The sequence below is a fragment of the Kocuria rhizosphaerae genome (assembly GCF_044462265.1).
GTDB lineage: Bacteria > Actinomycetota > Actinomycetes > Actinomycetales > Micrococcaceae > Kocuria > Kocuria rhizosphaerae.
The window spans coordinates 1-21,456 of sequence record NZ_JBISWL010000076.1 but is presented as its reverse complement, the minus strand read 5'-3'; the positions used below and the strand labels follow the sequence as shown (position 1 = coordinate 21,456).

Annotated in this window: 14 protein-coding genes; 8 read left to right on the top strand and 6 right to left on the bottom strand. The window is 73.7% G+C overall.

The features are described 5' to 3' along the window. The first annotated feature begins 79 nt into the window (after nt 1-79). Nucleotides 80-922 (top strand): NAD-dependent epimerase/dehydratase family protein, encoded by an 843-nt coding sequence (locus ACH9EU_RS08840; protein WP_396413565.1) that lies wholly within the window; start codon nt 80-82, stop codon nt 920-922. Here ACH9EU_RS08840 and ACH9EU_RS08835 read toward each other — a convergent pair. The 5 genes from ACH9EU_RS08835 to ACH9EU_RS08815 all read right to left on the bottom strand — a co-directional run bounded on the left by ACH9EU_RS08835 (nt 880) and on the right by ACH9EU_RS08815 (nt 6,500). Then, nucleotides 880-2,142 (bottom strand): cytochrome P450, encoded by a 1,263-nt coding sequence (locus ACH9EU_RS08835; RefSeq protein ID WP_396413564.1) that lies wholly within the window; start codon nt 2,140-2,142, stop codon nt 880-882. The two genes, ACH9EU_RS08840 and ACH9EU_RS08835, sit on opposite strands and share 43 nt — an antisense overlap. 166 nt (nt 2,143-2,308) lie before the next feature. Next, nucleotides 2,309-3,280, bottom strand: coding sequence for an ABC transporter substrate-binding protein (locus tag ACH9EU_RS08830; RefSeq protein WP_396413563.1), 972 nt, complete (start codon nt 3,278-3,280; stop codon nt 2,309-2,311). A 100-nt stretch (nt 3,281-3,380) separates the two neighbouring features. Further along, a complete protein-coding gene (locus ACH9EU_RS08825) occupies nt 3,381-4,589 on the bottom strand; it encodes a cytochrome P450 (RefSeq protein ID WP_396413562.1) in 1,209 nt (402 codons plus the stop codon). 28 nt (nt 4,590-4,617) lie between these two features. Then, nucleotides 4,618-5,667 carry a 2Fe-2S iron-sulfur cluster-binding protein gene (locus ACH9EU_RS08820; protein ID WP_396413561.1) on the bottom strand — a complete coding sequence of 350 codons (1,050 nt, stop codon included), beginning with the start codon at nt 5,665-5,667 and terminating at the stop codon, nt 4,618-4,620. A gap of 83 nt (nt 5,668-5,750) precedes the next feature. Further along, a complete protein-coding gene (locus tag ACH9EU_RS08815; RefSeq protein WP_396413560.1) occupies nt 5,751-6,500 on the bottom strand; it encodes an IclR family transcriptional regulator domain-containing protein in 750 nt (249 codons plus the stop codon). Between the two features lie 187 nt (nt 6,501-6,687). On the opposite strand from ACH9EU_RS08815, the gene ACH9EU_RS08810 reads away from it, so the two are divergent. The 4 genes from ACH9EU_RS08810 to ACH9EU_RS08795 all read left to right on the top strand — a co-directional run bounded on the left by ACH9EU_RS08810 (nt 6,688) and on the right by ACH9EU_RS08795 (nt 16,633). Then, the gene (locus ACH9EU_RS08810) at nt 6,688-6,930 is read left to right on the top strand and encodes a hypothetical protein (protein ID WP_396413559.1); all 243 of its coding nucleotides are present in this window, start codon (nt 6,688-6,690) and stop codon (nt 6,928-6,930) included. 68 nt (nt 6,931-6,998) lie between these two features. Continuing rightward, nucleotides 6,999-7,754 carry an alpha/beta fold hydrolase gene (locus ACH9EU_RS08805; RefSeq protein ID WP_396413558.1) on the top strand — a complete coding sequence of 252 codons (756 nt, stop codon included), beginning with the start codon at nt 6,999-7,001 and terminating at the stop codon, nt 7,752-7,754. A gap of 152 nt (nt 7,755-7,906) precedes the next feature. Next, on the top strand, nt 7,907-14,437 hold the full coding sequence (locus ACH9EU_RS08800) for a DUF4011 domain-containing protein (RefSeq protein WP_396413557.1): 6,531 nt from the start codon (nt 7,907-7,909) through the stop codon (nt 14,435-14,437). A 252-nt stretch (nt 14,438-14,689) separates the two neighbouring features. Beyond that, nucleotides 14,690-16,633 (top strand): S8 family serine peptidase, encoded by a 1,944-nt coding sequence (locus ACH9EU_RS08795; protein WP_396413556.1) that lies wholly within the window; start codon nt 14,690-14,692, stop codon nt 16,631-16,633. A gap of 48 nt (nt 16,634-16,681) precedes the next feature. On the opposite strand, the gene ACH9EU_RS08790 is transcribed toward ACH9EU_RS08795, so the two are convergent. Beyond that, entirely contained in the window at nt 16,682-17,167 is a 486-nt protein-coding gene (locus ACH9EU_RS08790) for a hypothetical protein (protein WP_396413555.1), read from the bottom strand. A gap of 190 nt (nt 17,168-17,357) precedes the next feature. On the opposite strand from ACH9EU_RS08790, the gene ACH9EU_RS08785 reads away from it, so the two are divergent. From ACH9EU_RS08785 to nhaA, 3 genes are all read left to right on the top strand, one after another. Next, a complete protein-coding gene (locus ACH9EU_RS08785) occupies nt 17,358-18,290 on the top strand; it encodes an ABC transporter ATP-binding protein (protein ID WP_396413554.1) in 933 nt (310 codons plus the stop codon). After that, a complete protein-coding gene (locus ACH9EU_RS08780) occupies nt 18,287-19,891 on the top strand; it encodes an ABC transporter permease (protein WP_396413553.1) in 1,605 nt (534 codons plus the stop codon). Before ACH9EU_RS08785 ends, ACH9EU_RS08780 begins: the two co-directional genes overlap by 4 nt. A 125-nt stretch (nt 19,892-20,016) precedes the next feature. Further along, complete coding sequence (gene nhaA, locus ACH9EU_RS08775) at nt 20,017-21,441, top strand: Na+/H+ antiporter NhaA (protein WP_396413552.1); 1,425 nt, start codon at nt 20,017-20,019, stop codon at nt 21,439-21,441. Nucleotides 21,442-21,456 lie beyond the last annotated feature (15 nt).

The window sequence follows — 21,456 nt, the reverse complement described above, 5'->3', positions numbered from 1 at the left end:
GGCCGTGCGCCGCCGGGACGGAACGACGGTCGTGCCCTGTGGTCCTGCGCCCGGCGCCGGCGGTGCGACAATGACCCGCATGAGCGCTGTGATCGCGGGATGCGGAGATTTGGGCACGGAGATCGGGCTGCGTCTGGCCGGGCTGGGGCACGAGGTGGTGGGCCTGCGCCGCCGGGCGGAGCTCGTGCCGCCGCCGCTGACGGGAGTGTCCGTGGACCTGAGCACCGAGGTCCCCGAGCTGCCCGGCGACGTCGATCTCCTCGTCGTCGCCACGGCCGCCGACGAGCGGACCCCGGAGGCCTACGAGGCGGCCTATGTGGACTCGCTGCGGCACGTCTTCGACGGGGTGCGCGCGGCCGGGTCGCTGCCCCGCCGGGCGCTGCTGATCTCGTCCACGGCCGTGTGCGGCAGCGGCGACGGCGAGGTGGTCACCGAGGACACGCCCCCGGACCCGGTCACGCCCACGGCCCGCGTCCTGCTGGAGGCCGAGGACCTCTTCCACGAGCAGTTCCCGTACGGCACGGTGCTGCGGCTGTCCGGGCTCTACGGCCCCGGGCGGACGCGGCTGATCGACAAGGTGCGATCCGGGGACGCCGCCGGCGGCGCCGCCTGGACGAACCGGATCCACCGCGACGACGCCGCCGCGGCCGCCGTGCACCTGCTGACCATGGCGGACCAGCCGCTGACCCTGTACCTGGGCACCGACGACCGGCCCGTGCCCGAGCGCGAGGTCCTCGAGTTCGTGGCCCAGGAGCTGGGGGTGCCGCTGCCCGAGGACGTCCCGGAGGCCGACTCGCCGCCGCGCGGTGCGAAGCGGCTCTCCAACGCCCGGCTGCGGGAGTCCGGCTTCGAGTTCCGGTACCCCACGTACCGGGAGGGCTACCGGGCGGTGCTCGCCGGGGAGGGCTCCCGGCACTCCTGACCGGCCCGCACCCGCAGCACGACGTCGCGCACCTCGTAGGCGGAGATGAGGTCCACCCACGAGACCCGCGGCGGGTGCGCCACCTCCAGCGGCAGGCGCAGCAGGCGCAGCAGGAACACGTCCGTCTCCTGGATCGCCAGGAATCCGCCCGGGCAGCGGTGGGCGCCGTCGCCGAAGGACATGACCTCCGGCCGGATCCCCCGGGGCCGCGGCCGCTCCGGGCACAGCTCCAGGGCGTCCTCGCCCAGCGCCACGGGATCGGCGTTCGCCCGGCGGACCGAGAGGTCCAGCAGCGCCCCGGGCGGCACCACGTGGCGCTCACCGCCGTCCTCGAGCACGATCTCCCGGACCGCCCGGCGGTGGAGGTGCCCGACGACCGGCTCCAGGCGCAGGATCTCGTGCAGGATCGACTGCCGTTCGGGCTCACCGGCGTCCAGGTAGCGGCGGCGCAGGGCGTCGTCGTCGAGCAGGTGCCAGGCGGCGACGGCGATGAACTCGCGCGTGGTGGCCATGCCGGCCGCGGCATAGGTCAGGCACTCGACCAGGATCTCGCGGTCCGTGTACCCCTGCTCCAGCAGGTGCGACAGGACGTCGTCCTGCGGCTCCCGCCGCCGCGCCGCGATGGCCGGGCGGACGTCCCGGCGGTGGAACACGGTCATCGCCCACAGCGGGCGCACGGAGCGCACGACGGCGCGCGCCCGGCCCAGGACGCCCGGCCTCGCCGCGTCGAGCGGGACGGCGAAGAAGCACTCCAGGCGCCGGGCCATCCCCGCCACGTCCGAGTCCGTCAGGCCCACGACCTGTGCGGCGACCTCGACCGAGTAGCGCAGCGTGAGCCCCGAGAGCTCCGCCCCGCCCGTAGCGCGGACGCCCTCGACGAGCTCGTCGGCACGGCGCTCCATGAGCTCCCGGTAGCGCCGGCCCACGGTGGCCGGGGTGAAGAACCGCGCGGTGGCCGTGCGCTGGCGCCGGTGCTCGGGACCGTCCTGGTACAGCACGGGCGGGTGGTCGCCGGTCAGCCCCTTCCGGGCCGCCTCGGCGTTGAACCCGGCCTGCGTGGTGGCGTCCGCCTCCCGCAGGACCTGGCGGACGAGGGGCAGCGAGCGGACGTGCCACACGCCGTCGAGCACCTCCACCGCCGGGGCGCCGCCGGATTCGCCGGGCCGGGAGGTCCTGCGCCGGTCGCCGTGCGGGACGGGACAGCCGTCGTCGTCGCTCATGCGCTTCATGCTAACCGTGACCCTGTCCCCCGCGAGGACACCCGTCCACCGCCGTCTCCGGCGCGAGTGTGCAGTTGTTGCCGCTTCGCGCGTGCCGGGGCGACAACGACGGCACACTCGCGCGGGAGGGTCGCGGCGGAGGGTGCGGCGGAGGCGAGGGTGCGGGTCAGCGCACGGGCTCGGCCACGAGGTCGGAGACCTCCAGCTCCCCGCCCGTGATGCCGTACTGCTGCATCAGGTCGGCGGTCCGCTGGAGCCGCTCGAGGTCCAGCTCGCCCGCGTAGACCGGCAGCTCGACCTGCTCGACCGTCTCCGCGCTCACCTGGGTGAACGTGGGCACGAGCTCCACCAGCCGCTCCCGGTCGCCCTGCAGCTCCTCCGCCGAGGCGCTGATCGCCCGCTCGAACGCCGCCACGACCTCGGGGTTCTCCTGCGCGAACTTCTCCGTGGTCACCCAGCCGGCCACCGGCATGTCCGCCACCGGCCCGGAGAAGAGGTCGAAGATCTTCTGGTGCCCCGCCGCCTCGGCCACGGCCTGGAAGGGCTCGACCTGCCAGATGGCATCCACCTCTCCGCGCTCCAGGGCGGCGCTCATGTCCGGGAGTGGCATCTCCACCAGGTCGACGTCCTCGGGGTCGAGGCCCGCGTCCTCCAGCTGGGCGTAAACGGCCACCGTGCCGATGTTCTGCAGGTTGTTCACGGCCACCGTCCTGCCTGCGAGGTCGGCGGGACGGCTGATATCGGAGCCGGCGACGACGTAGATGCCGTGGTCGGTGGCGCCGACGTCGTTGCCCGCCACCAGACGGAGGGGCAGGCCCTTCTCGGCCGCCAGCAGGGCCGAGGTGTAGTTGGCGTAGGTGATGTCCAGCTCCCCGGAGATCAGCGCCGGAACGGCCGAGGCACCGCCCCCTGTTGGCACGAGCTCCGCGTCGAGGTTTTCTGCCTCGAACAGGCCCGTCTCCTCGGCGTGGACAGCGGTGGCGGTGTGGACCAGCGGGAAGTACCCGATCCGGACGGCCTCGGCGCCGCCCTCCTCGTCGTCGGCCTCGGCGCCTCCGCCGCAGCCGGCGAGCCCGAGGGACAGGACGGCGAGGACGGGCAGCAGGACGGGACGGCGGTGGGCGGTGGTGCGGAACATGGATCGGCCTTTCGTCGGCGGAGCGGAGCAGAGGTCGTGCGGAGATGTCAGGAGCGGAGATGTCAGGAGGGGAGCGAAGGAACGACGGCGCGGCGGGAGCTCAGCGCTCGAGCTCCACGCGCACAGGCAGCGAGCCCCACGCGCGCAGGGTGTTGTTCAGGTGGCGGCGCGGGCGGCCCGCGAGCTCGATGCGGCGCACGCGCGGGAGCATGGCGTGCAGCAGGGCCTCGGCCTCGAGCCGGGCCACGTGCTGGCCCACGCACTGGTGGATGCCCATGCCGAAGCCGACGTGCCCGGAGGGGTCGCGGGAGAGGTCGAACTCGTCGGGGCGGTCCCAGCGCCGCGGGTCCCGGTTGGCGGAGCCCAGGAACAGGAGCACCTTCTCGCCCGCCGGGATCCGGGTGCCGGCGACGGAGACGTCCTGCGTCGTCGTGCGGAAGAACGTCTGGACCGGGGACTCGAGCCGCACGGCCTCGTCGAAGGCGGTGCGCATCAGCGACGGGTCCTGCCGCAGACGGTCCCACTGCCCGGGATGGGTCGCGAGGGCGTACAGGATCGCGGAGAGCGCGTGCACGGTGGTGTCGACGCCCGCGGTGAGCAGGGAGCGGACGATGAGCGGGGCCTGCTCCGGGGTGATCTCGCCGCGGTCGGCGGCGGCCCAGATGTCGGCGCCGAAGCCCTCGGGGGCCAGCGCCTCGCGGGCGCAGCGGGACCCCACCCAGCCGCTGAGCTCGGCCACGCGCGCAGCTCCCTTCTCCACCAGGTGGTTCGGCGGGCCGAAGGCGTTGAAGGCGTGGTCCCCGTAGGGCAGCAGGTTCTCGCGGCCCCCCTGCGGCAGCCCGACGGCGTCGGGGAACACCCGCAGCGGGAATGCCCCGGAGAGCCGCTCCGCGGCGTCGAACTCGGGATCCCCGGAGAGCACCTCGGCCACGAGCCGCTCGGCGTCGGCGGCCCAGGCCGCCCGCAGCTTCCGCAGCGCCCGCGGGCTCAGGACGTCGGCCAGCACGTGGCGCGGGGCGTCGTGCCGGGGCGGGTCGGCCTCCAGCAGCAGGCTGGGCGGGCGCCAGGGCTTCTCCGTGGTGAAGTTGGACAGGCCCACGCCGGCGGCGGACTGGAACCGCTGCCAGTCGGTCAGCGCCGCGTGGACCTCGGCGTGGCGGCCCATGGCCCAGACGCTGCAGCACTCGAGGAACACGACCGGGCCGGCCTCGCGGAGGGCCTCGTGGAACGGGTGGGGGTCGGTGAGGACGTCGTCGCCGAAGGGGTCCTCGGCGAGCACGGGCGCAGCGGTGGTGGGAACGACGGTCATGGCAGGGCCTCTCGGTCGGGCGGCGCGGTCACAGGTCCACGGTCAGGCGGGGCGTCAGCGAGCGCGAGACGCAGGGCATCATGCAGGTTCCGGCCTCCCGCTCGTGCGGGGCGAGGACGGAGTCGCGGTGGTCGGGGGTCCCGGCGAGGACGTCGGTCTCGCAGGTGCCGCACAGGCCCTGCTCGCAGGAGGCCAGGACGGTGCGGCCGGCCTCGCGCAGGGCGTCGAGGACGGTGCGGTCGGCGGGCACCTCCAGCACCCGGCCGCTGCGGGCCAGCTCGAGCTCGAAGGACGCGCCCCCGGCCGGGGCGGCATCGGCGGGCGCGGTGAAGTGCTCCACGCGCAGGCCCCCGGGCGGCAGCGCCAGCTCGGGTTCCAGGCCCAGCAGCGGGGTGAGGAAGCGCTCCGGGCCGCACGCGTACACGCCGGCCGTCCCGTCGAGCGCTCCGATCGCCTCGCGCAGGTCGCACCGTCCGGCGACGGAGGTCTCGACGAACTCCACCTTCCCGCCGTGCCGCTCCAGCTCGGCCAGGAACGGCATGGCGGCGCGGCTCCGGCCGACGGCCACGCAGCGCCAGGTCACCCCCAGCCGCTCGGCCTGCTCGATCATGGGCAGCAGCGGGGTGATGCCGATGCCGGCGCCGAGGAAGAGATAGGACGGCGCCGGGCGCATCCGGAAGGTGTTGCGCGGTCCCCCGAACGGTACGACGTCGCCCACGCGCAGCTGCTCGTGCACCCACCGGGAGCCGCCGCGGCCGGCCGGGTCGAGCTTGATCCCGACCCGGTAGGTCGTGGGGTCCCAGCGGTCCCCGCACAGCGAGTACTGCCGGATCCGCCCCTCCCCCAGGTGCAGGTCGACGTGTGCGCCGGGGGCCCAGTCGGGCAGCCGGCCGCGGTCGGGGGCGGCCAGCGTCAGGGCGACGGTGTGCTCGGCGACGGCCTCCTTGGCGACGACGGCGAGCCCGGCCGGACCGCGGTCACGGCCGCGAACGCCGTCGTGCTGGTGGCTGGGCCCGCGGCCGTGCACGCCGTCGTGCTCCGGGGTGCGCGTGCCGGCGAACGGAAGGGTGGTGGACATCGGACCTCCTCGGTGCTGATGTCCTCCAGTGTTCGGTGTGGTCTGCGTCACACACCACAGCACTCTCAATGGTTGAGAGAGTGTCAGCCCGTTCCGTCGAGCCGGCGGGTGACGGTCGCGGCGGCGATCCGCAGCAGGGGCTCCCACTGCCGCGCCTGCGGCGCGTTGGGCACGACGACGGAGAGCGTGGCCACGGCCCTGCCGTGGCGGAAGACCGGTGCGGCGATCCCGGTGGCGTCAGGGTGCAGGTAGCCGGGGCAGTAGGCGGAGCCGGTGCGCCGGATCGTGGCCAGCAGTCTCCTCAGCTGCATCGGGGCCGCGGGCGTGTGCTCGGTGAACGACTCGAGCGGGCCCGCCAGCACCTCCTCCTGGAACGCGGGATCGCTGTGCGCCAGGAGCACCAGCCCGGACGAGGACGCGTTCAAGGGGATCCGCCCGGCGATGCGGGTGTAGTTCACGACCACGTCCGGGGCGCTGAGCCGCTCCAGGAACAGCACCTCCGTGCCGTCCAGCACCCCGATCTGGGCGTGCTGGCGCACCTGGGCGTGCAGGTCCTCGAGCACCGGCATGGCCGCCTCCCGCAAGGACAGCGCCGACGACGCCCGGGCCGCGACCTCCCACAGCCGCACGCCCAGCCGGACCCGGCGGGCCTCGTCCCGCTCGAGCCAGCCGTGCTCGGTCAGCTCGGCGACCAGCCGGGAGGCCGTTGCCAGGTGCAGGCCCGTGCGCCGGGCCAGGTCGGAGACGGTGAGCCACTCCTCCCCCTGCCGGAACGCCTCGACCAGGCGCACGGCGCGGGAGAGCACGGACTCACCGGACTGGGTGCGCGCCACCGTCGATCACCACCGATCCTCGTCGCTCGTGCACCGGCGCCCTCTCGATCACCCTGGTGATCCCGCGCCCGTGGGGGCAGACAAAGCCCCGCCCCGCCTCTAGTCTGAAGCGCACACGAGGACCAGCCCACTGACGTGCGGCGCGTGTCCGCCGCCCGTCCATCGGCCCGACCCGGAAGGACCCGTCATGAGCAGCGGACCCCACGACCAGATCAAGCACCCCGACTCCCTCACGGGCACCTCCGAGGCGGACGCGCCCGAGGCGCCCGTCGTGCGCGACAGCAGTGACGTGCTCGAGGACCGTGACGTGCTCGACGATCCGACCCTCCGGGGACAGGACGAGGCCGACCCCGACGACGAGGACGCCCACGGCGAGTCCACCGGAGTCGGTGAGACCGACCTCGACCCCGACGACGACGACGTGAGCTGATGGCTCTCCGGGCGTCGTCGACATCGTTCGCCGCTGTCGGCCGACGACCGCCGGCGTAGGCTCCCGCCATGTCCGGCACGGAGTACGAGACCTGGGGCGCCGGCGAGCGGGTCGTGCTCGTCCACGGCTCCTTCGCGACGGGGCCTCTGGAGTGGGAGGGACAGCGGGTCCTGGCCGAGCTGGGCTACCAGCTGGTGGTGCCCACGCGTCGCGCCTATCTGCCCGGCCACGCCGGCGAGGGCGAGGACTTCCTGACGGACGGCGACGACGTCGCGGAACTGCTCGGGAACGGCGCCCACCTCGTCGGCCACTCCTACGGCGGGCTCTCGGCGATGGTCGCCGCCGCCGCCCGTCCGGAGGCCGTCCGCTCCCTCGTCCTGGCCGAGCCTCCCGTCTTCGGCGCGGCCCCGGAGCACCCCGCGGTGGCCGCGCTGCGAGAGCGGACGGAGGCGGTGTTCGCCCGCCAGGGGACGGACCAGGAGTTCGTCGACGCCTTCCTACGAGCCGTGGGCACCTCCGTCGAGGACCTGCCGCAGGAGCTCGTCTCGGACATGGAGGCCATGGCCCCGGCGGTCCGGCTCGGTCGCCCGCCGTGGGGGACGCCGGTGCCGCTCGGGCCACTGGCCGGGGCGCGCTTCCCGGTCCTGGTGGTCTCCGGCAACCACCACCCGGCCTTCACCGCCATGTGCGAGGCGCTCGCACGGGACCTCGGGGCCGAGCACCGCACGGTCGAGGGCGCCGGGCACGAGGTGCAGCTGGTCACCGAGGGGTTCAACGCCGCGCTCCTGGAGCTGTGGCGCCGCGCCGGCACCACGACCACCTGAGCACCGCGCCGAGGGCAATGGCTCGGGGAGCACCGTCGCCGGGTTCGGCGTGCGGCCCTCCTCCCGGGGCAACAATCGTCACCGGGTTCCGGCAGGGACCGTGCCGCTCCGTAGACTCGCAATCGCAAATGCATTGACCTCGAGGAGCCCCCGTGCCCGAGACCCTCCCCTCCGAAGCGATCCAGCGCGCCGCCGTGGCCATGGCACGCACCCTCCGTCCCTGGGTGGAGAGCCATGCGCCGGTGGCGGGCGATCCGCAGTCCTGGACCACCCGCGCCCAGCACGAGGACAGGGTCAACGGCCGGCCCCACCGCAGGTACAGCATGGACGACCCGCGCTTCCTGCTGCGCCTGCTCATCCAGGACCGGAAGCAGTTCGACCACCAGGTCACCCCCCTGCACAGCAGCTGGGCCCGGGAGATCGTCCACCACCTCAACGTCTGTGCCCACGAACCGCTGACGGTCACCGCGGCGGAGGTCGCCCGCGCCACGGACACCATGCGCCTGCTCCTGGAGAGCCTCGGACTCCACGAGCCGGCCGACGTCGACGTCCCCGCCGCGGACCCGGACGCGAACGCACCGCGGAACGAGCCGGAGGACTCCGCCGGGGCCGGCCCCGCAGCTCCCGCGTGCGGGGTCGAACCGGCCGAGGCCCACGACGGCGTCCCCTTCGAGCGGGACGACCTGCCGCCGGGGACACGGCAGGCGCGCCTGACGGCCGGCCCGCTGACCGTCACGGTCCTGTTCCGGGAGGCCGTCAACTACGCCCTGGTCAACAACGACGTCAGCCCGCTCCTGGAGATCCGCGTGCACAACACGGACCCCGTGGCCGCCCACGTGCTGGAGGAGCTGGTCCTGGTCCTGGACGACGCCCTCGACGACGGCGCCATGGGCACACCGCGGCGCGTGGACCGGGTCACCGTGGGCGCCGGGGAGGAGCTGCTGCTCGACGGCGCGGACGTCGCCTGGCCGCTCAGCCACGAGGCCTTCGCCGCCCTCGACGAGGCCCGCACGGTCTCGCTGCGGATCAACGCGACCGTGGACGGCCGGGTCACCACGGAGACCACCAGCGTGCGCCTGCTCGCCCGCGACGAGTGGTACGCCCGGTCCATCCCGGAGCTGCTGGCCGCTTTCATCACCCCGAACGCCGCCGGCGTCCAGCAGATCCTGGAGCGGGCCTCCGGCGTGCTGGCCGAGCGCACGGGAGACCCCTCGCTGGACGGCTACCAGGGCGGGCCCGAACGGGCCCTGGAGATCGGGCAGGCCGTCTACGAGGCGCTGGTCTCGTTCGGCATCCGCTACGCCGAGCCGCCGGCCTCCTTCGAGACCACGGGGCAGAAGATCCGTCCCGTCGACGCGGTGCTCGCCGAGCGGTGGGGCACGTGCCTGGACCTCACCGTGGCCTGCGCGGCGGCCCTGGAGCAGGCGGGCCTGAACCCCGTCGTCGTCCGGGTCCCCGGGCACGCCTTCGCGGGCTTCCTCACCGAGGAGGCGCAGCTGCCCGAGCTCGCGCTCACCGACCCGGGGATCATCCAGAACTTCGTCCGCGGCGGTCTGCTGCTCCCCCTGGAGACCACGGCCGTGGTCGAGGGCCGCGCCCTCGGCTTCGAGCGGGCCCGGCTGGCCACTGCGCGCCACTGGGACACGGACGGCGAGATCCACCACGTCCTGGACGTCGCCGCGGCCCACCGCAGGATCCGCCCCCTGCCCCGCGTCCGGCGGGTCGAGGGCGGGATCGTCATCGAGGTGGAGAAGGCGGCCCCGGCCCCGCTGCCCGCCCCCGGGCGGCGCGCCGCAGGAGGGACGGCGGCCAGCGGGACGACCGCGTTCCCCCCGCGGGTCCGCACGTGGCGCTCGGCGCTGCTGGACCTCAGCCTGCGCAACCCGCTCCTCAAGCTCAAGAAGACCGGGGCGGTGTCCCTGGTCGTCCCGGAGCGCACCCTCCCCGACCTCGAGGACCGCCTGGCCAGCGGCACCGTGCTGCGTCTGCGCTCCGGGGAGGACCTCTCCGACATCGCGGCGGCCCAGGGGAAGCGCTCGGCCGCCGAGATGGACGACGCCACGCTCGACGCGATCCTGCGGACCGAGCACACCGTCCACGCCCGGACCACGGACGCCCGGCACGGCACGGTGCTGGACGGCCTGCGCCGCAAGGCCAAGGTCGTCCTCGAGGAGACCGGCGCGAACAACCTCTTCGTCACCCTGGGCGCGCTCTCCTGGCAGGACAAGCAGGGCAAGGAGGCGCTCGCCCCGCTCTTCCTGGTGCCGGTGGTGCTCACCGGGCGCAAGAACCAGGAGTTCCGGATCCAGGTCGAGGACGGCGCCGAGGCCCAGCCGAACTTCTGCCTCATCGAGAAGCTCAAGCAGGACCACGGCCTGGAGGTCCCTGCCCTGTCCACGCCGCCGGTCGACGAGAGCGGCATGGACGTGGCCTCCGTGTTCGAGGAGGTGCGGCGGACCATGGCCCGGCACAACCTGCCCTTCACCGTGGTCCCGGACGTCCGGCTGGCGATGCTGCAGTTCTCGACCCTCGAGATGTGGCGCGACCTCACGACCCACTGGGAGGACTTCCTCGACAACCCGGTGGTCCGGCACCTCGTCGAGACCCCCACCGAGACCTTCGTGGACCCGGTCCCCGAGCCGGAGGTCGACGAGCACGACGAGGCCGCGTCCTACCTGCCCGTCCCCACGGACGGCTCCCAGCTCAAGGCCGTCAAGTGGGCGACGGCCGGGCGCACGTTCGTGCTGGAAGGCCCTCCCGGCACCGGCAAGTCCCAGACCATCACCAACATGATCGCGGACAACCTCGCGGCGGGCCGCACGGTCCTGTTCGTCGCGGAGAAGCAGGCGGCCCTGCAGGTGGTGCGGGACCGGCTGGAGAAGGTCGGCCTCGGCCCGCTCGCCCTCGAGCTGCACGGCCGGCAGCAGAGCACCAAGAGCGTGCGCGAGCAGCTCGTGCGCTCCTGGGACGCCCGGACGAGGACCACCTCGCCCGCGTTCGGCGTGCTCCGCGACCAGCACGCCGACAGCGTCTCCGAGCTGTGCCGTTATCCCCGGGCTCTGCACCGGCCCACGCGGGGCCGCAGCGTGTGGCAGGCGAACCAGGAGCTCCTGGCCCTGCGGGCCGCCCGGGCCGAGGCGGCCGTCCCGTCCGGTGCGGACATCACGATCCCGGGCACCCTCGTCGCCCAGCCCGAGCGGGCGGACGCCGCGCTGCGCACGGCGGCGGCGCTGGAGACCTCCCTGCCCCAGCTGGGGCACCGTCCCGACGACGACGAGTGGTGCCTCGCCGGGCCCGACCGGCCGGACGGGCCGGCGCGCGGCACCGCGCCGCTGCGACCCGTCGGCGAGCTGCTGGCCGCGCTGCGGGAGCTCGACGATCGGGCGGTCGCCCTCCTGCGCACGACCGACGACGTCGGCCGCTGGCGCACGCTGGCCGCCTGGCTGCACGACGTCGACGCGCACCGGGCGATGCCGCCGGCGCACTACCGCGAGGTGGTCTCCCGGACGTGGCACGACGACCTGTGCCGCCTCCTGGACGACGTCCGCCGGGTCCTCGCGGAGCACGGGCCCCTGCTGCACGCCGTGTACCCCGCCGCGCTCGCCGCGGACCTGGCTCCGTACCGGCAGGAGCTGGACGAGGCCCAGGGGAAGCTCTTCGGGCGAAAGAAGGCCCTTGCCGGGGTCGCCCAGTCACTGCGGCGCCTGGCCGTCGCAGCGGACGAGGAGCTGCTCGGCGACCCTGCCGCCTTCCTCGACGCCCTGGACGCCCTCCAGCACGCCGAGCAGGACCTCCGGCACCGTGCCGGGACGCTGCTGCCCACCGGCATCGGGTGGTCCCTCACCGATCGCGATCCCGTGGGCGTGCTCCACGGCGTGCTCGCCGCCGCCGAGGCGCTGCAGCACGTCCTGGCCGCCTTCCCCGGCCGGGAGGACGCCTTGAGCTCGCTCCTGGTACCGGTGGGGGGCGCCGTTCCGGACCGGGACCGCTCCCGGCGCCCGCTGGCTCCCTCGACAGCGGCCTTCGCCGACGCCTGGACGGCCGCCCTCGAGTTCCTCGGCACGACCGGGGCCTCGCTGCACCGCTGGCGCAGGGACGAGCCCGTGCTCGACCGCCTCCGGCAGGTCGCGCCCGTCTGGCAGGACCAGGTGGACCGCGAGCGGGACCGGCGGCTGCGCACGTACCGGCTCGTGGACGCCGAGCTGCAGGAGCTCGAGGATGCCGGCTTCGCCGCCCTCGCCGGCGCGCTGCGGTCCGGGACGGCCTCCGTGGCGGGCCTCGCCGAACGGCTCCGGCACGCCGTGGCCGAGGAGGTGCTCACCGACACGCTCGAGGAGTCCAACCTCACGTCCTTCGACGCGGACGCCAGGGACCGGCAGGTCGAGAGCTACCTCGAGCTCTCGGACAGCGTCCGGCAGAGCATGCGCACGGCCCTGCCGGCGCAGGTCCTCACCGCGACCGGCATCAACCGTGAACGCCCCACCCGCGAACAGGGCGAGTTCAACCGCCTCATCCACCAGAAGCGCGGCGGCTCCGTCCGCGAGATCATGGAACGGACCGGGTCGGTGCTCCAGCAGCTCACCCCGTGCCTGCTGATGAGCCCGCACTCCGTGTCGAAGTACCTGCCGGCCGGGGCGATGTCCTTCGACGTCGTGATCTTCGACGAGGCCTCCCAGATCCGGGTGGCCGACGCCATCGGCGCGATGGGCCGCTCCGGCGCCGTCGTCGTCGTGGGCGACTCCCAGCAGATGCCGCCCTCCTCGATGTTCGCCTCCTCGGGCGCCGACGACGAGGAGGGCACGGAGGACGAGGGCCTCGTCGTGGCCGACCAGGACTCCATTCTCACGGAGTCCGTGGACTCCAACGTCCAGAGCATCGGCCTCACCTGGCACTACCGCAGCCAGGACGAGTCCCTCATCGCCTTCTCCAACCGCCGCTACTACCGCGGAGGGCTCTCCAGCTTTCCGGGACCCCCGGAACGGCGTCCCGGCCTCGGCGTGACCTGGGAGCGCGTGGACGGCGAGTTCGACGGCGGCCAGGGCGGCACCCGCACCAACGAGGTCGAGGCGCAGCGGATCGTCGACGACGTCGCGCAGCGCCTCCGGGAGGATCCCGGCGCCTCCATCGGGGTGGTCACGTTCAACACCCAGCAGCGGGACCTCGTGCTCGACAAGCTCGAGCAGTCGACGGTGCGCGTGGTGCAGGACGCGCTCGTGCGCGAGGACGACCCGCTGTTCGTGAAGAACCTCGAGAACGTCCAGGGCGACGAGCGGGACGTCATCCTCTTCTCCCTCGCCTTCTCCCGGAACAAGGAGACAGGCGTGCTGCGGCTGAACTTCGGGCCCCTGACGGCGTCGGGCGGACAGCGCCGGCTCAACGTGGCGATCACCCGGGCCCGGCGCGCCATCACGATCTACAGCTCCTTCGGCCCGGAGGACATCGACCTGGCCCGGACGGGCTCCGAGGGCCTGCGGCACCTGCGCGAGTACCTGATCTTCGCCCGGGACCACGGACGGGACGCCGTCCACGTGCCCACCGGCGAGTCCTGGGACCTGCACCGCCAGGACGTGGCCGCCGAGCTGCGCAAGGCCGGTCTCGAGGTGGCCGAGGACATCGGCATGTCGAACTTCCGCGTGGACCTCGCGGCTCGGGCCTCGGGCGACCACGACTGGGTGGGGGTCCTGCTCGACGGCCCGGCCTGGGCCCACCGCACCATCGTCTCCGACCGTGACGCACTCCCCACCCAGGTGCTGACCGGCGCCATGGGCTGGCGGCACCTCGAGCGCGTGTGGCTGCCCGCCTGGATCCGGTCCCGGAGCGCGGTGGTGCAGGAGTTCGTGGACGCCACGGAGGCGGCGGTCAGGCGCCCGGCCCCGGAGAGCACACCGGCGACGGAGCCGGACGCCGTCGAGCCGTTCCCCGAGACCGTCGAGCCGTTCCCCGAGACCGAGGGCGGACTCGTGCCGAAGGGTGACCCCGCCCCGGTGGGCGTGCCCGCCGAGAGCGGCTCCGGCTCGTCGTCCGACAACGACGGGGAGCTGGTGCGCTCCGGACCGCCGCTCCCGGTTCCCGAGCCGGACACCGTGACCACCCGGCCTCCGTCGAACGACGGGGGCAACTCGTCCGAGGTGTATCGAGCGGCTCCCCATCGGGAGACGGGCTCGAGGGCGGATCTCGACGCCATCGCCGCGCCGCGGAACAAGCAACTGGTGAGGGAGAACCTCGAAGAGATCATCGCCGCGGAGGGTCCCGTCGAGGCGAGGCGCCTGGCGCGGCTGCTCGGCAACCGGTTCGGCATGCAACGGGTGCCGGCCCAGCGCCAGGAGACCATCCTGGGGTGCCTGCCGAGGAGTCGCTGCAGCAGGAGCGCGCTGGGCGCCTTCTACTGGCCCGACGACGTGGAGCCGGACGCCTGGACCGGCTTCCGCAGGACCCCTCCGGGCGGGGACAAGAGGGCCGTCACGGAGATCGCCCCGCAGGAGCTGGGCAACGCCGTGCGCCACTTCCTGGGGGCTCAGGGCCGCGGACAGCAGGAGGACGTCTTCCAGATGCTCAACGAGGTCTTCGGGTTCAACCGGACCGGCCGAGAGATCCGCGAGCGCTACTCAGCGGTCCTCGACCTCCTGGAACGTCACGGTCGGATCGTGCGCCGGGACGGCCTGCTGGAGCTGCCGACCGCGTAGACCCGCGACGCCTCCGGCCGGACGCCGGCACCTGCCGGACTCCGTCAGGGCCGGTCCCGCGCCCCCGGAGTCTTTGCGCGTCACAGACAATGCATTCACATGGACATCCCTGAGGTCTTCGCTATCGTAATGTGACAGCGGATGTTCCGGGACGGTGGGCACCGGCCGGGACGGTCCGCCGACATGCAACAGCCTCCGGCACCTTCCCTGTCGTGGCCGTGCCGCCCCCGCCACCCCCAGGAGCATCCCCCCGTGCGCCGTCCCCTGCCGTCCTCCGTCATCCCCGCGCTCTGTCTGGCCCTCGTACTGGGACCACTGCCGCTCGCGTCCGCCACGGAGGCGGAACCGCCCGTGGCCGGCACGGCCGCGTCGCAGCCCGAGACCGTGGAGCTGCCCGAGGTCACGGACCGGTTGATCGTCAAGTACAAGACCCCCCTCTCGGACGCCGACGAGGAACGCGTGGTCGAGGACTCCGCCCGCGAGGCCGGGGTTCCCGAGGGCACGGACGTGCGCGAGGTGAGGACGACGACCGACGGCGCCGCCGTGGTCGAGCTCGAGTCCGAGACCTCGGACGAGCAGGTGGAGAAGCTCGCCCGGAAGATCGCGGACGACCCGGCCGTCGACTACGCGGAGCCGGACCAGCTCGTGTCCGTCGCAGCGGCCTCCGACGCCCATTACTCCAGCCAGTGGGCGCACCCCGCCACGAAGGTGTCCACCGCGTGGAACTCCGCCACCGGAGCGGGCGTGACCATCGGCGTCGTCGACACCGGCTTCGCCTCCCACCCCGACCTGGACCCCCAGGTCGCAGGGGGCTTCGACTTCGTCTCCGCGAGCAACCTCTCCAACGACGGCAACGGCCGGGACGCCGACCCCCGAGACCCGGGCACCTACTCGTCCGTGGACCAGTGCTACCAGGGTGCGGCGGCGTCGACCTCGAACTGGCACGGCACCCACGTGGCGGGGACCGCCGCGGCGGCCCGCAACAGCGTCGGCACCGTCGGGGTCGCCCCGGACGCGAAGCTGCTCAACGCCCGGGCGCTCGGAGCCTGCGGCCTGGGCTACATCTCCGACATCGCCGACGCCGTGACCTGGCTGGCCGGCGCCCCCGTGGCCGGCGCGCCGGCCCCGGCCAGGCCGGCCGACGTCATCAACCTGTCCCTGAGCTTCCCCGGCGGATGCGGAACGACGTTCCAGAGGGCCATCGACACGGCCTACCACCGCGGGGTCCCGGTGGTCGTCGCCGCCGGCAACTCCGGCGTCGAGGCGCTCCACGCGGCACCGGGCAACTGCTACAACGTCATCACCACGGGTGCGTCCACCTCCAGCGGCCAGCGGGCCTCGTACTCCAACCACGGCTGGGTCGTCGACATCTACGCGCCGGGCCACAGCATCATCTCCAGCGGCAACAGCGGGACGAAGGCCCCCGCGACCGCCAACAGCATGTGGCTGTCCGGGACCTCCATGGCCTCGCCCCACGTGGCCGGGACCGTCGCGCTGATGCGGCAGAAGAACCCGAACCTGACCCCGGCCCAGCTCAAGTCGGCCCTGCTGAGCACCGCCACGTCACCGGCCGGCGTTCCGGTGGCCAACACGGCCACCGCGCTGGCCGCGGTTCCGGCCGCCACGCCGTTCCAGGACGTGCCCACCACCCACGCGTTCCACCAGGAGATCTCCTGGATGGCCTCGGCCGGGATCTCCGGCGGCTGGGCCACCGCCGACGGCGCCAAGGAGTACCGCCCCCGGCTGGCGGTGGACCGCGACGTGATGGCCGCCTTCCTCTACCGCCTGGCCGGCTCCCCGCAGTTCACGCCCCCGGCCACCTCCCCGTTCGCCGACATCACCCCGCAGACCACCTTCTACAAGGAGATGGCCTGGATGGCCGATGCGGGCATCTCCGGGGGCTGGACGACTCCTGACGGCGGCAAGGAGTACCGGCCCCACGCCGAGGTGGACCGCGACGTGATGGCGGCCTTCCTCTACCGCCTGGCCGGCTCCCCGCAGTTCACGCCCCCGGCCACCTCGCCGTTCGCCGACATCACCCCGCAGACCACCTTCTACCGGGAGATGGCCTGGATGGCCGACGCCGGCATCTCCGGCGGCTGGTCGACGGCGACCGGCAAGGAGTACCGCCCCCACGTCGCCGTCGACCGCGGCGTCATGGCGGCCTTCCTCCACCGGCTGGCCTCCCAACTCTGACACCCCGCGACGGCACCCGGCGGGGTGGAACGGGCTGCGCCGGCCGCCTCAGCCGCGGGAGCGCTGGTCGTTCTCGATCTGGGCCGTGGCCGGGAGCACGAGCGAGGAGTCCGGGCCGTCCAGCACGATCAGCAGCACCCGCAGGTCCGCCTCGGAGAGGTAGGCCCCGATGAGCCGGTGGGAGGAGTCCAGGACCACGAGCGAGTCCACCGTCCGATAGGCGGGGATGGTGAGCTGGACGGGCCCCGACTCCTGCGCGAACTCGGCCCGGAGCCGGTCGATCTTCGCCTGCCGGTCCTCCGGCCACTCCCGGAACGCGGCCTCCGCCACCGTCAGGGGCCGGTGCCGCGGGTGCGACCACTCTCCCGGGTTGCCCTCCGGGTCCACGTGCCAGACCGTGTAGAGATTGCCGATCTCCTGCCGCGTGGTGAGCACGCGATCCTGCACGCGGGAGTTCCCGTCGTCGAGCGCGTCCCAGTCGATCCACGCCCGGATGCTGTCGCCGAACAGCGCCCTGAAGCCAGCAACGTCCATGGGCATACTTCAGCAGAGATCCCGCCTCCGTGCCATCTCCGGGCGCACACCCGGCCGGGAACGGCCCGGGGGCCTTCCCCGCGGGCCGTGCGGGACGGGGCGGCGCGTCCCTTGTCCGCCACGGGTCCCGTGCCTAGCGTGAGGAGCGGACGGCCACGACGTCGTCGGCCGCACGACCCCAGGAGCAGCCATGGACACCCCGGTCATCGAGGCCCGAGGACTCGTGAAGACCTTCGGACCCACGAGGGCCCTGGACGGTTTCGACCTCACCGTCCGCGCCGGCCAGGTGGCCGGGTTCCTGGGGCCCAACGGCTCGGGCAAGTCCACGGCGATCCGCGTCCTGCTCGGCCTCCTGCGGGCGGACGAGGGCACGGCCCGGGTCCTCGGCAGGGAGGCGTGGACGGACTCGGTCGAGATCCACCGCCGCACCGCCTACGTGCCCGGGGACACGAACCTGTGGCCCGGCCTCACGGGCGGGGAGATCATCGACCTCCTCACGGACATCCGCGGCGGACGACGCCGCCGCCGGCGCCGCGACGAGCTCATCGAGCGCTTCGAGCTGGACCCCACGAAGAAGGCCCGCAGCTACTCCAAGGGCAACCGGCAGAAGGTGGCGCTCGTGGCGGCCCTGAGCGCCCAGGCGGAGCTCTACGTCCTCGACGAGCCGACCTCCGGTCTGGACCCGCTCATGGAGGCCGTGTTCACCGACGAGGTCCGCCGCATCGCCGACCAGGGCGGAACGGTCCTGCTCTCGAGCCACATCCTCGCGGAGGTCGAGAAGCTGTGCGGCACCGTGACCATCATCCGCGCGGGCCGGGACGTGGAGAGCGGAACCCTGGCGCAGCTGCGCCACCTGACCCGCTCGGCCGTCACCGCGACCACCTCCGCGGACCCGTCCCGCCTGGACGACGTCGAGGGGGTTCACCACCTCGTGCACGCGGACGGCCGGGTCTCCTTCGACGTCGACGACGTCCGCGTCCCCGAGGTCCTCCGGGCGCTGGCCGACCTGGGCGTGCAGAACCTCACCGTGGCCCCGCCCTCGCTCGAGGAGCTCTTCCTGCGGCACTACGGCGACCGCCCGGCCGAGCGGTCCGCCGGACCCGCCGCCGGTCACCCCCGATGAGGGGCGCCGGGCCCTGGGCCGCGACGGGACGGCTGTTCCGGCTCAACCTCCGGCTGGACCGGATGCGCGTCCTCGTGTGGACGCTCGCGATCTCCGGCACCGTCTGGGCCACCGTCCGGGCCCTCGAGCAGACCTTCCCGGACGGCCAATCCCGCCAGGCCCGGGCCGCGCTGCTGGACAACCCCTCGGCGATCATGATGACCGGACCGGCCTTCGGGGCGGACGACTACACCCTGGGCGCCATGACGGTCAACGAGCTCAGCCTGTCGATCCTCGTGGCCACCGCCGTCATGAGCATCCTCCTGGTGAGCCGGCACGTACGGGCCGAGGAGGAGTCGGGACGGCTGGAGGTCGTCCGTGCCCTGCCCGTGGGCCGCTTCGCCCCGCCGGCGGCCGCGCTCGCGGCCGTCGCCGTGGCCGATGCGGCGGTCGGCGCCGGCGTCACGGCGGGACTCTCCGCGGCCGGCCTGGGCGGGTTCGACGCCGTGGCGTGGGGCCTGGCGACCGCGCTCACCGGCCTGGCGTTCGGGGCCGTGGCCGCCGTGACCGCCCAGCTATCCGAGCACGCACGCGCCGCCTCCGGCATGGCGCTGGCCGTGCTCGGCGCGGCCTTCCTCGTGCGCGGGATCGGCGACGTCGTCGAGCCCACCGGCTCATGGCTGTCCTGGTTCTCGCCCATCGCGTGGGCCCAGCAGACGCGGCTCTACGTGGACCTGCGGTGGTGGCCGCTGGCGCCGACCGCGGCCCTGACCGCCGCCCTGCTCACGACCGCCGTGCTCCTGGGCCGGCGGCGGGACCTGGGCGCCGGTCTGTGGCCGGGCCGGCCGGGTCCCGCGACGGCCCGCGGGTCCCTGCGCTCCGCGGCCGGGCTCGCCCGCCGCCTGCTCCGCGGCACCTTCCTCGGCTGGACGGCGGGCCTGGTGCTGTTCGGCGTCGCCTTCGGCACCCTCGCCGAGTCGCTCGAGGACAGCATCGAGGACATCCCGTCGATCACCGAGATGCTCGCGGTGGACCTCGACGCCCTCACCGAGTCCTTCGCCGCGTCGATGCTGTCCTTCCTCGTGCTGGGGGTCCTCGCCCTCGCCGTCTCGGCCGTGCTCCGGCTGCGCGGGGAGGAGGACGCCGGGCGCACCGCCCTGGTCCTCTCGGCCGGGCTCCCGCGGGCCCGCTGGTTGCTGGGCTGGCTCGCCGTCGTGGGCGCGCAGTCGCTCGTGGCGCTCGTGCTCTCGGGCGCGGCGCTGGGCGCGGGTGTCAGCGCGACCACGGGCGACCCCGGGTGGATCGCGGACCTGACGCTCGCCGCCCTGGCCTACGCCCCGGCGGTGCTCGCGGTGTCCGGCCTGGCCGCGGCCCTGGTGGGCCTCGCCCCCCGGGCTGCCGCCCTGAGCTGGGCCGTGGTCGCCTGGACGGTGTTCGTCTCCTGGTTCGGGATGCTCCTGGACATGCCGGAGTGGGCGATGAGCCTCTCCCCCGTGCACCTCACACCGCTCGTGCCGTCCGAGGACCCGCAGGCCGCACCGCTGCTCGGACTGTCGGCCGCGGCGCTCGTGCTCGTGGCCGTGGCCGCCGCCGGGTTCCGCCGACGGGGTCTGCTGACCTGACCCGGCCGGGAGCGGGGCCGGGTCAGGTGGCGTGCACCACGATCTTCCGTAGACTGGCCTGTCAGGTGAGCCGGGAAGTCTGGTCGGCATGTGCACGTTCGTCGACCCCGGAAAGAGGATTGCCCATGTCCAGTCACGATCCCACGGTCCGCCCCGAGGACCACAGCCACGACACCCTGCACCGGGGCAGCTACCGCGAGGTCCTGCGCGTCGGGGAGATCCTGCGCAAGGAGACCGTCGGCGGCATACTGCTGGTCGCGGCCGCCCTGATCGCGATCGTGTGGGCGAACTCCCCGTTCGCGGACAGCTACTTCGCCCTGCGGGACTTCAAGGTCGGCTACGAGCCGTGGCACCTCGATCTGAGCCTGGGCAAGTGGGCGGCCGACGGACTGCTCGCGGTCTTCTTCTTCCTCGTGGGCCTCGAGCTCAAGCGCGAGTTCGTGGCGGGCGACCTGCGGGACTTCCGCAAGGCCATGGTCCCGATCGCGGCGGCCGTGGGCGGCGTCGCCGTCCCGGCGCTCATCTACGTCGCCTTCAACGCGACCCACCCGGACACCTCCGGCGGCTGGGCCATCCCCACCGCCACGGACATCGCCTTCGCCGTGGCGGTGCTCGCCATCATCGGCTCGCACCTGCCGCCCGCGCTGCGGCTGTTCCTGCTGACGCTGGCCGTGGTGGACGACCTGCTGGCGATCACCATCATCGCGGTCTTCTACTCCGAGGACGTCAGCGTCCAGCCCTTGCTGCTGGCACTGATCCCGTTCGCCCTGTACCTCTTCCTGGCGCAGAAGTACCGCCGGTTCTTCGGCCTGCACGCCCCCGGCGCGTGGTACATCCTGCTGCCGCTCGGGATCGTGGTCTGGGCGCTCGTGCACGAGGCCGGCATCCACGCGACCGTGGCCGGTGTGCTGCTGGGCTTCGCCGTGCCGGTGATCCGCAGCCAGGCCAGCGGCGGCCCCGAGGCCGGACCGGGCCTCGCCGAGATCTTCGAGCACCGCTTCCGCCCCCTGTCGGCGGGCTTCGCCGTGCCGGTCTTCGCGTTCTTCTCGGCCGGTGTCGCGGTGGGCGGCTGGGACGGCCTGGCCGAGGCCATGACCGCTCCCGTCACGCTCGGGATCGTGGCCGGACTGGTGCTCGGCAAGCCGATCGGCATCACGGGCGCGACCTGGCTGATCACCAAGGTCACGCGCTCGCGGCTCGACCCGGACTTCCAGTGGATCGACCTCGTGGGGGTGTCCCTGCTGGCGGGCATCGGCTTCACCGTCTCCCTGCTCATCGCCGAGCTCAGCTTCGCCCCGGGAAGCGACTTCGGCGACCACGCCAAGGTCGCGATCCTGACGGCCTCCGTGCTGGCCGCGCTGCTCGCCTCGGTGCTGCTGACGGCCCGCAATCGGCGCTACCGGATGATCGAGAAGCTCGAGTCCGTCGACGCCGACCACGACGGCATCCCGGACGTCTACGAGCAGGACGAGGAGCGCGAGCGCTCGGGCCCCGTGGACATCGGCTCGGCGCACCGCGACGGCGACGACCGGGGCCACGACCGCCGCTGAGAACACCCGCGCGTG

What these genes read in the sequence shown, in the direction of transcription:
- ACH9EU_RS08840 (WP_396413565.1), top strand. Translation starts at nt 80, where the DNA reads ATGAGCGCTGTGATCGCGGGATGCGGAGATTTGGGCACGGAGATCGGG.
- ACH9EU_RS08835 (WP_396413564.1), bottom strand. Translation starts at nt 2,142, where the DNA reads ATGAGCGACGACGACGGCTGTCCCGTCCCGCACGGCGACCGGCGCAGG.
- ACH9EU_RS08830 (WP_396413563.1), bottom strand. Translation starts at nt 3,280, where the DNA reads ATGTTCCGCACCACCGCCCACCGCCGTCCCGTCCTGCTGCCCGTCCTC.
- ACH9EU_RS08825 (WP_396413562.1), bottom strand. Translation starts at nt 4,589, where the DNA reads ATGACCGTCGTTCCCACCACCGCTGCGCCCGTGCTCGCCGAGGACCCC.
- ACH9EU_RS08820 (WP_396413561.1), bottom strand. Translation starts at nt 5,667, where the DNA reads ATGTCCACCACCCTTCCGTTCGCCGGCACGCGCACCCCGGAGCACGAC.
- ACH9EU_RS08810 (WP_396413559.1), top strand. Translation starts at nt 6,688, where the DNA reads ATGAGCAGCGGACCCCACGACCAGATCAAGCACCCCGACTCCCTCACG.
- ACH9EU_RS08805 (WP_396413558.1), top strand. Translation starts at nt 6,999, where the DNA reads ATGTCCGGCACGGAGTACGAGACCTGGGGCGCCGGCGAGCGGGTCGTG.
- ACH9EU_RS08790 (WP_396413555.1), bottom strand. Translation starts at nt 17,167, where the DNA reads ATGGACGTTGCTGGCTTCAGGGCGCTGTTCGGCGACAGCATCCGGGCG.
- ACH9EU_RS08785 (WP_396413554.1), top strand. Translation starts at nt 17,358, where the DNA reads ATGGACACCCCGGTCATCGAGGCCCGAGGACTCGTGAAGACCTTCGGA.
- ACH9EU_RS08780 (WP_396413553.1), top strand. Translation starts at nt 18,287, where the DNA reads ATGAGGGGCGCCGGGCCCTGGGCCGCGACGGGACGGCTGTTCCGGCTC.
- nhaA (WP_396413552.1), top strand. Translation starts at nt 20,017, where the DNA reads ATGTCCAGTCACGATCCCACGGTCCGCCCCGAGGACCACAGCCACGAC.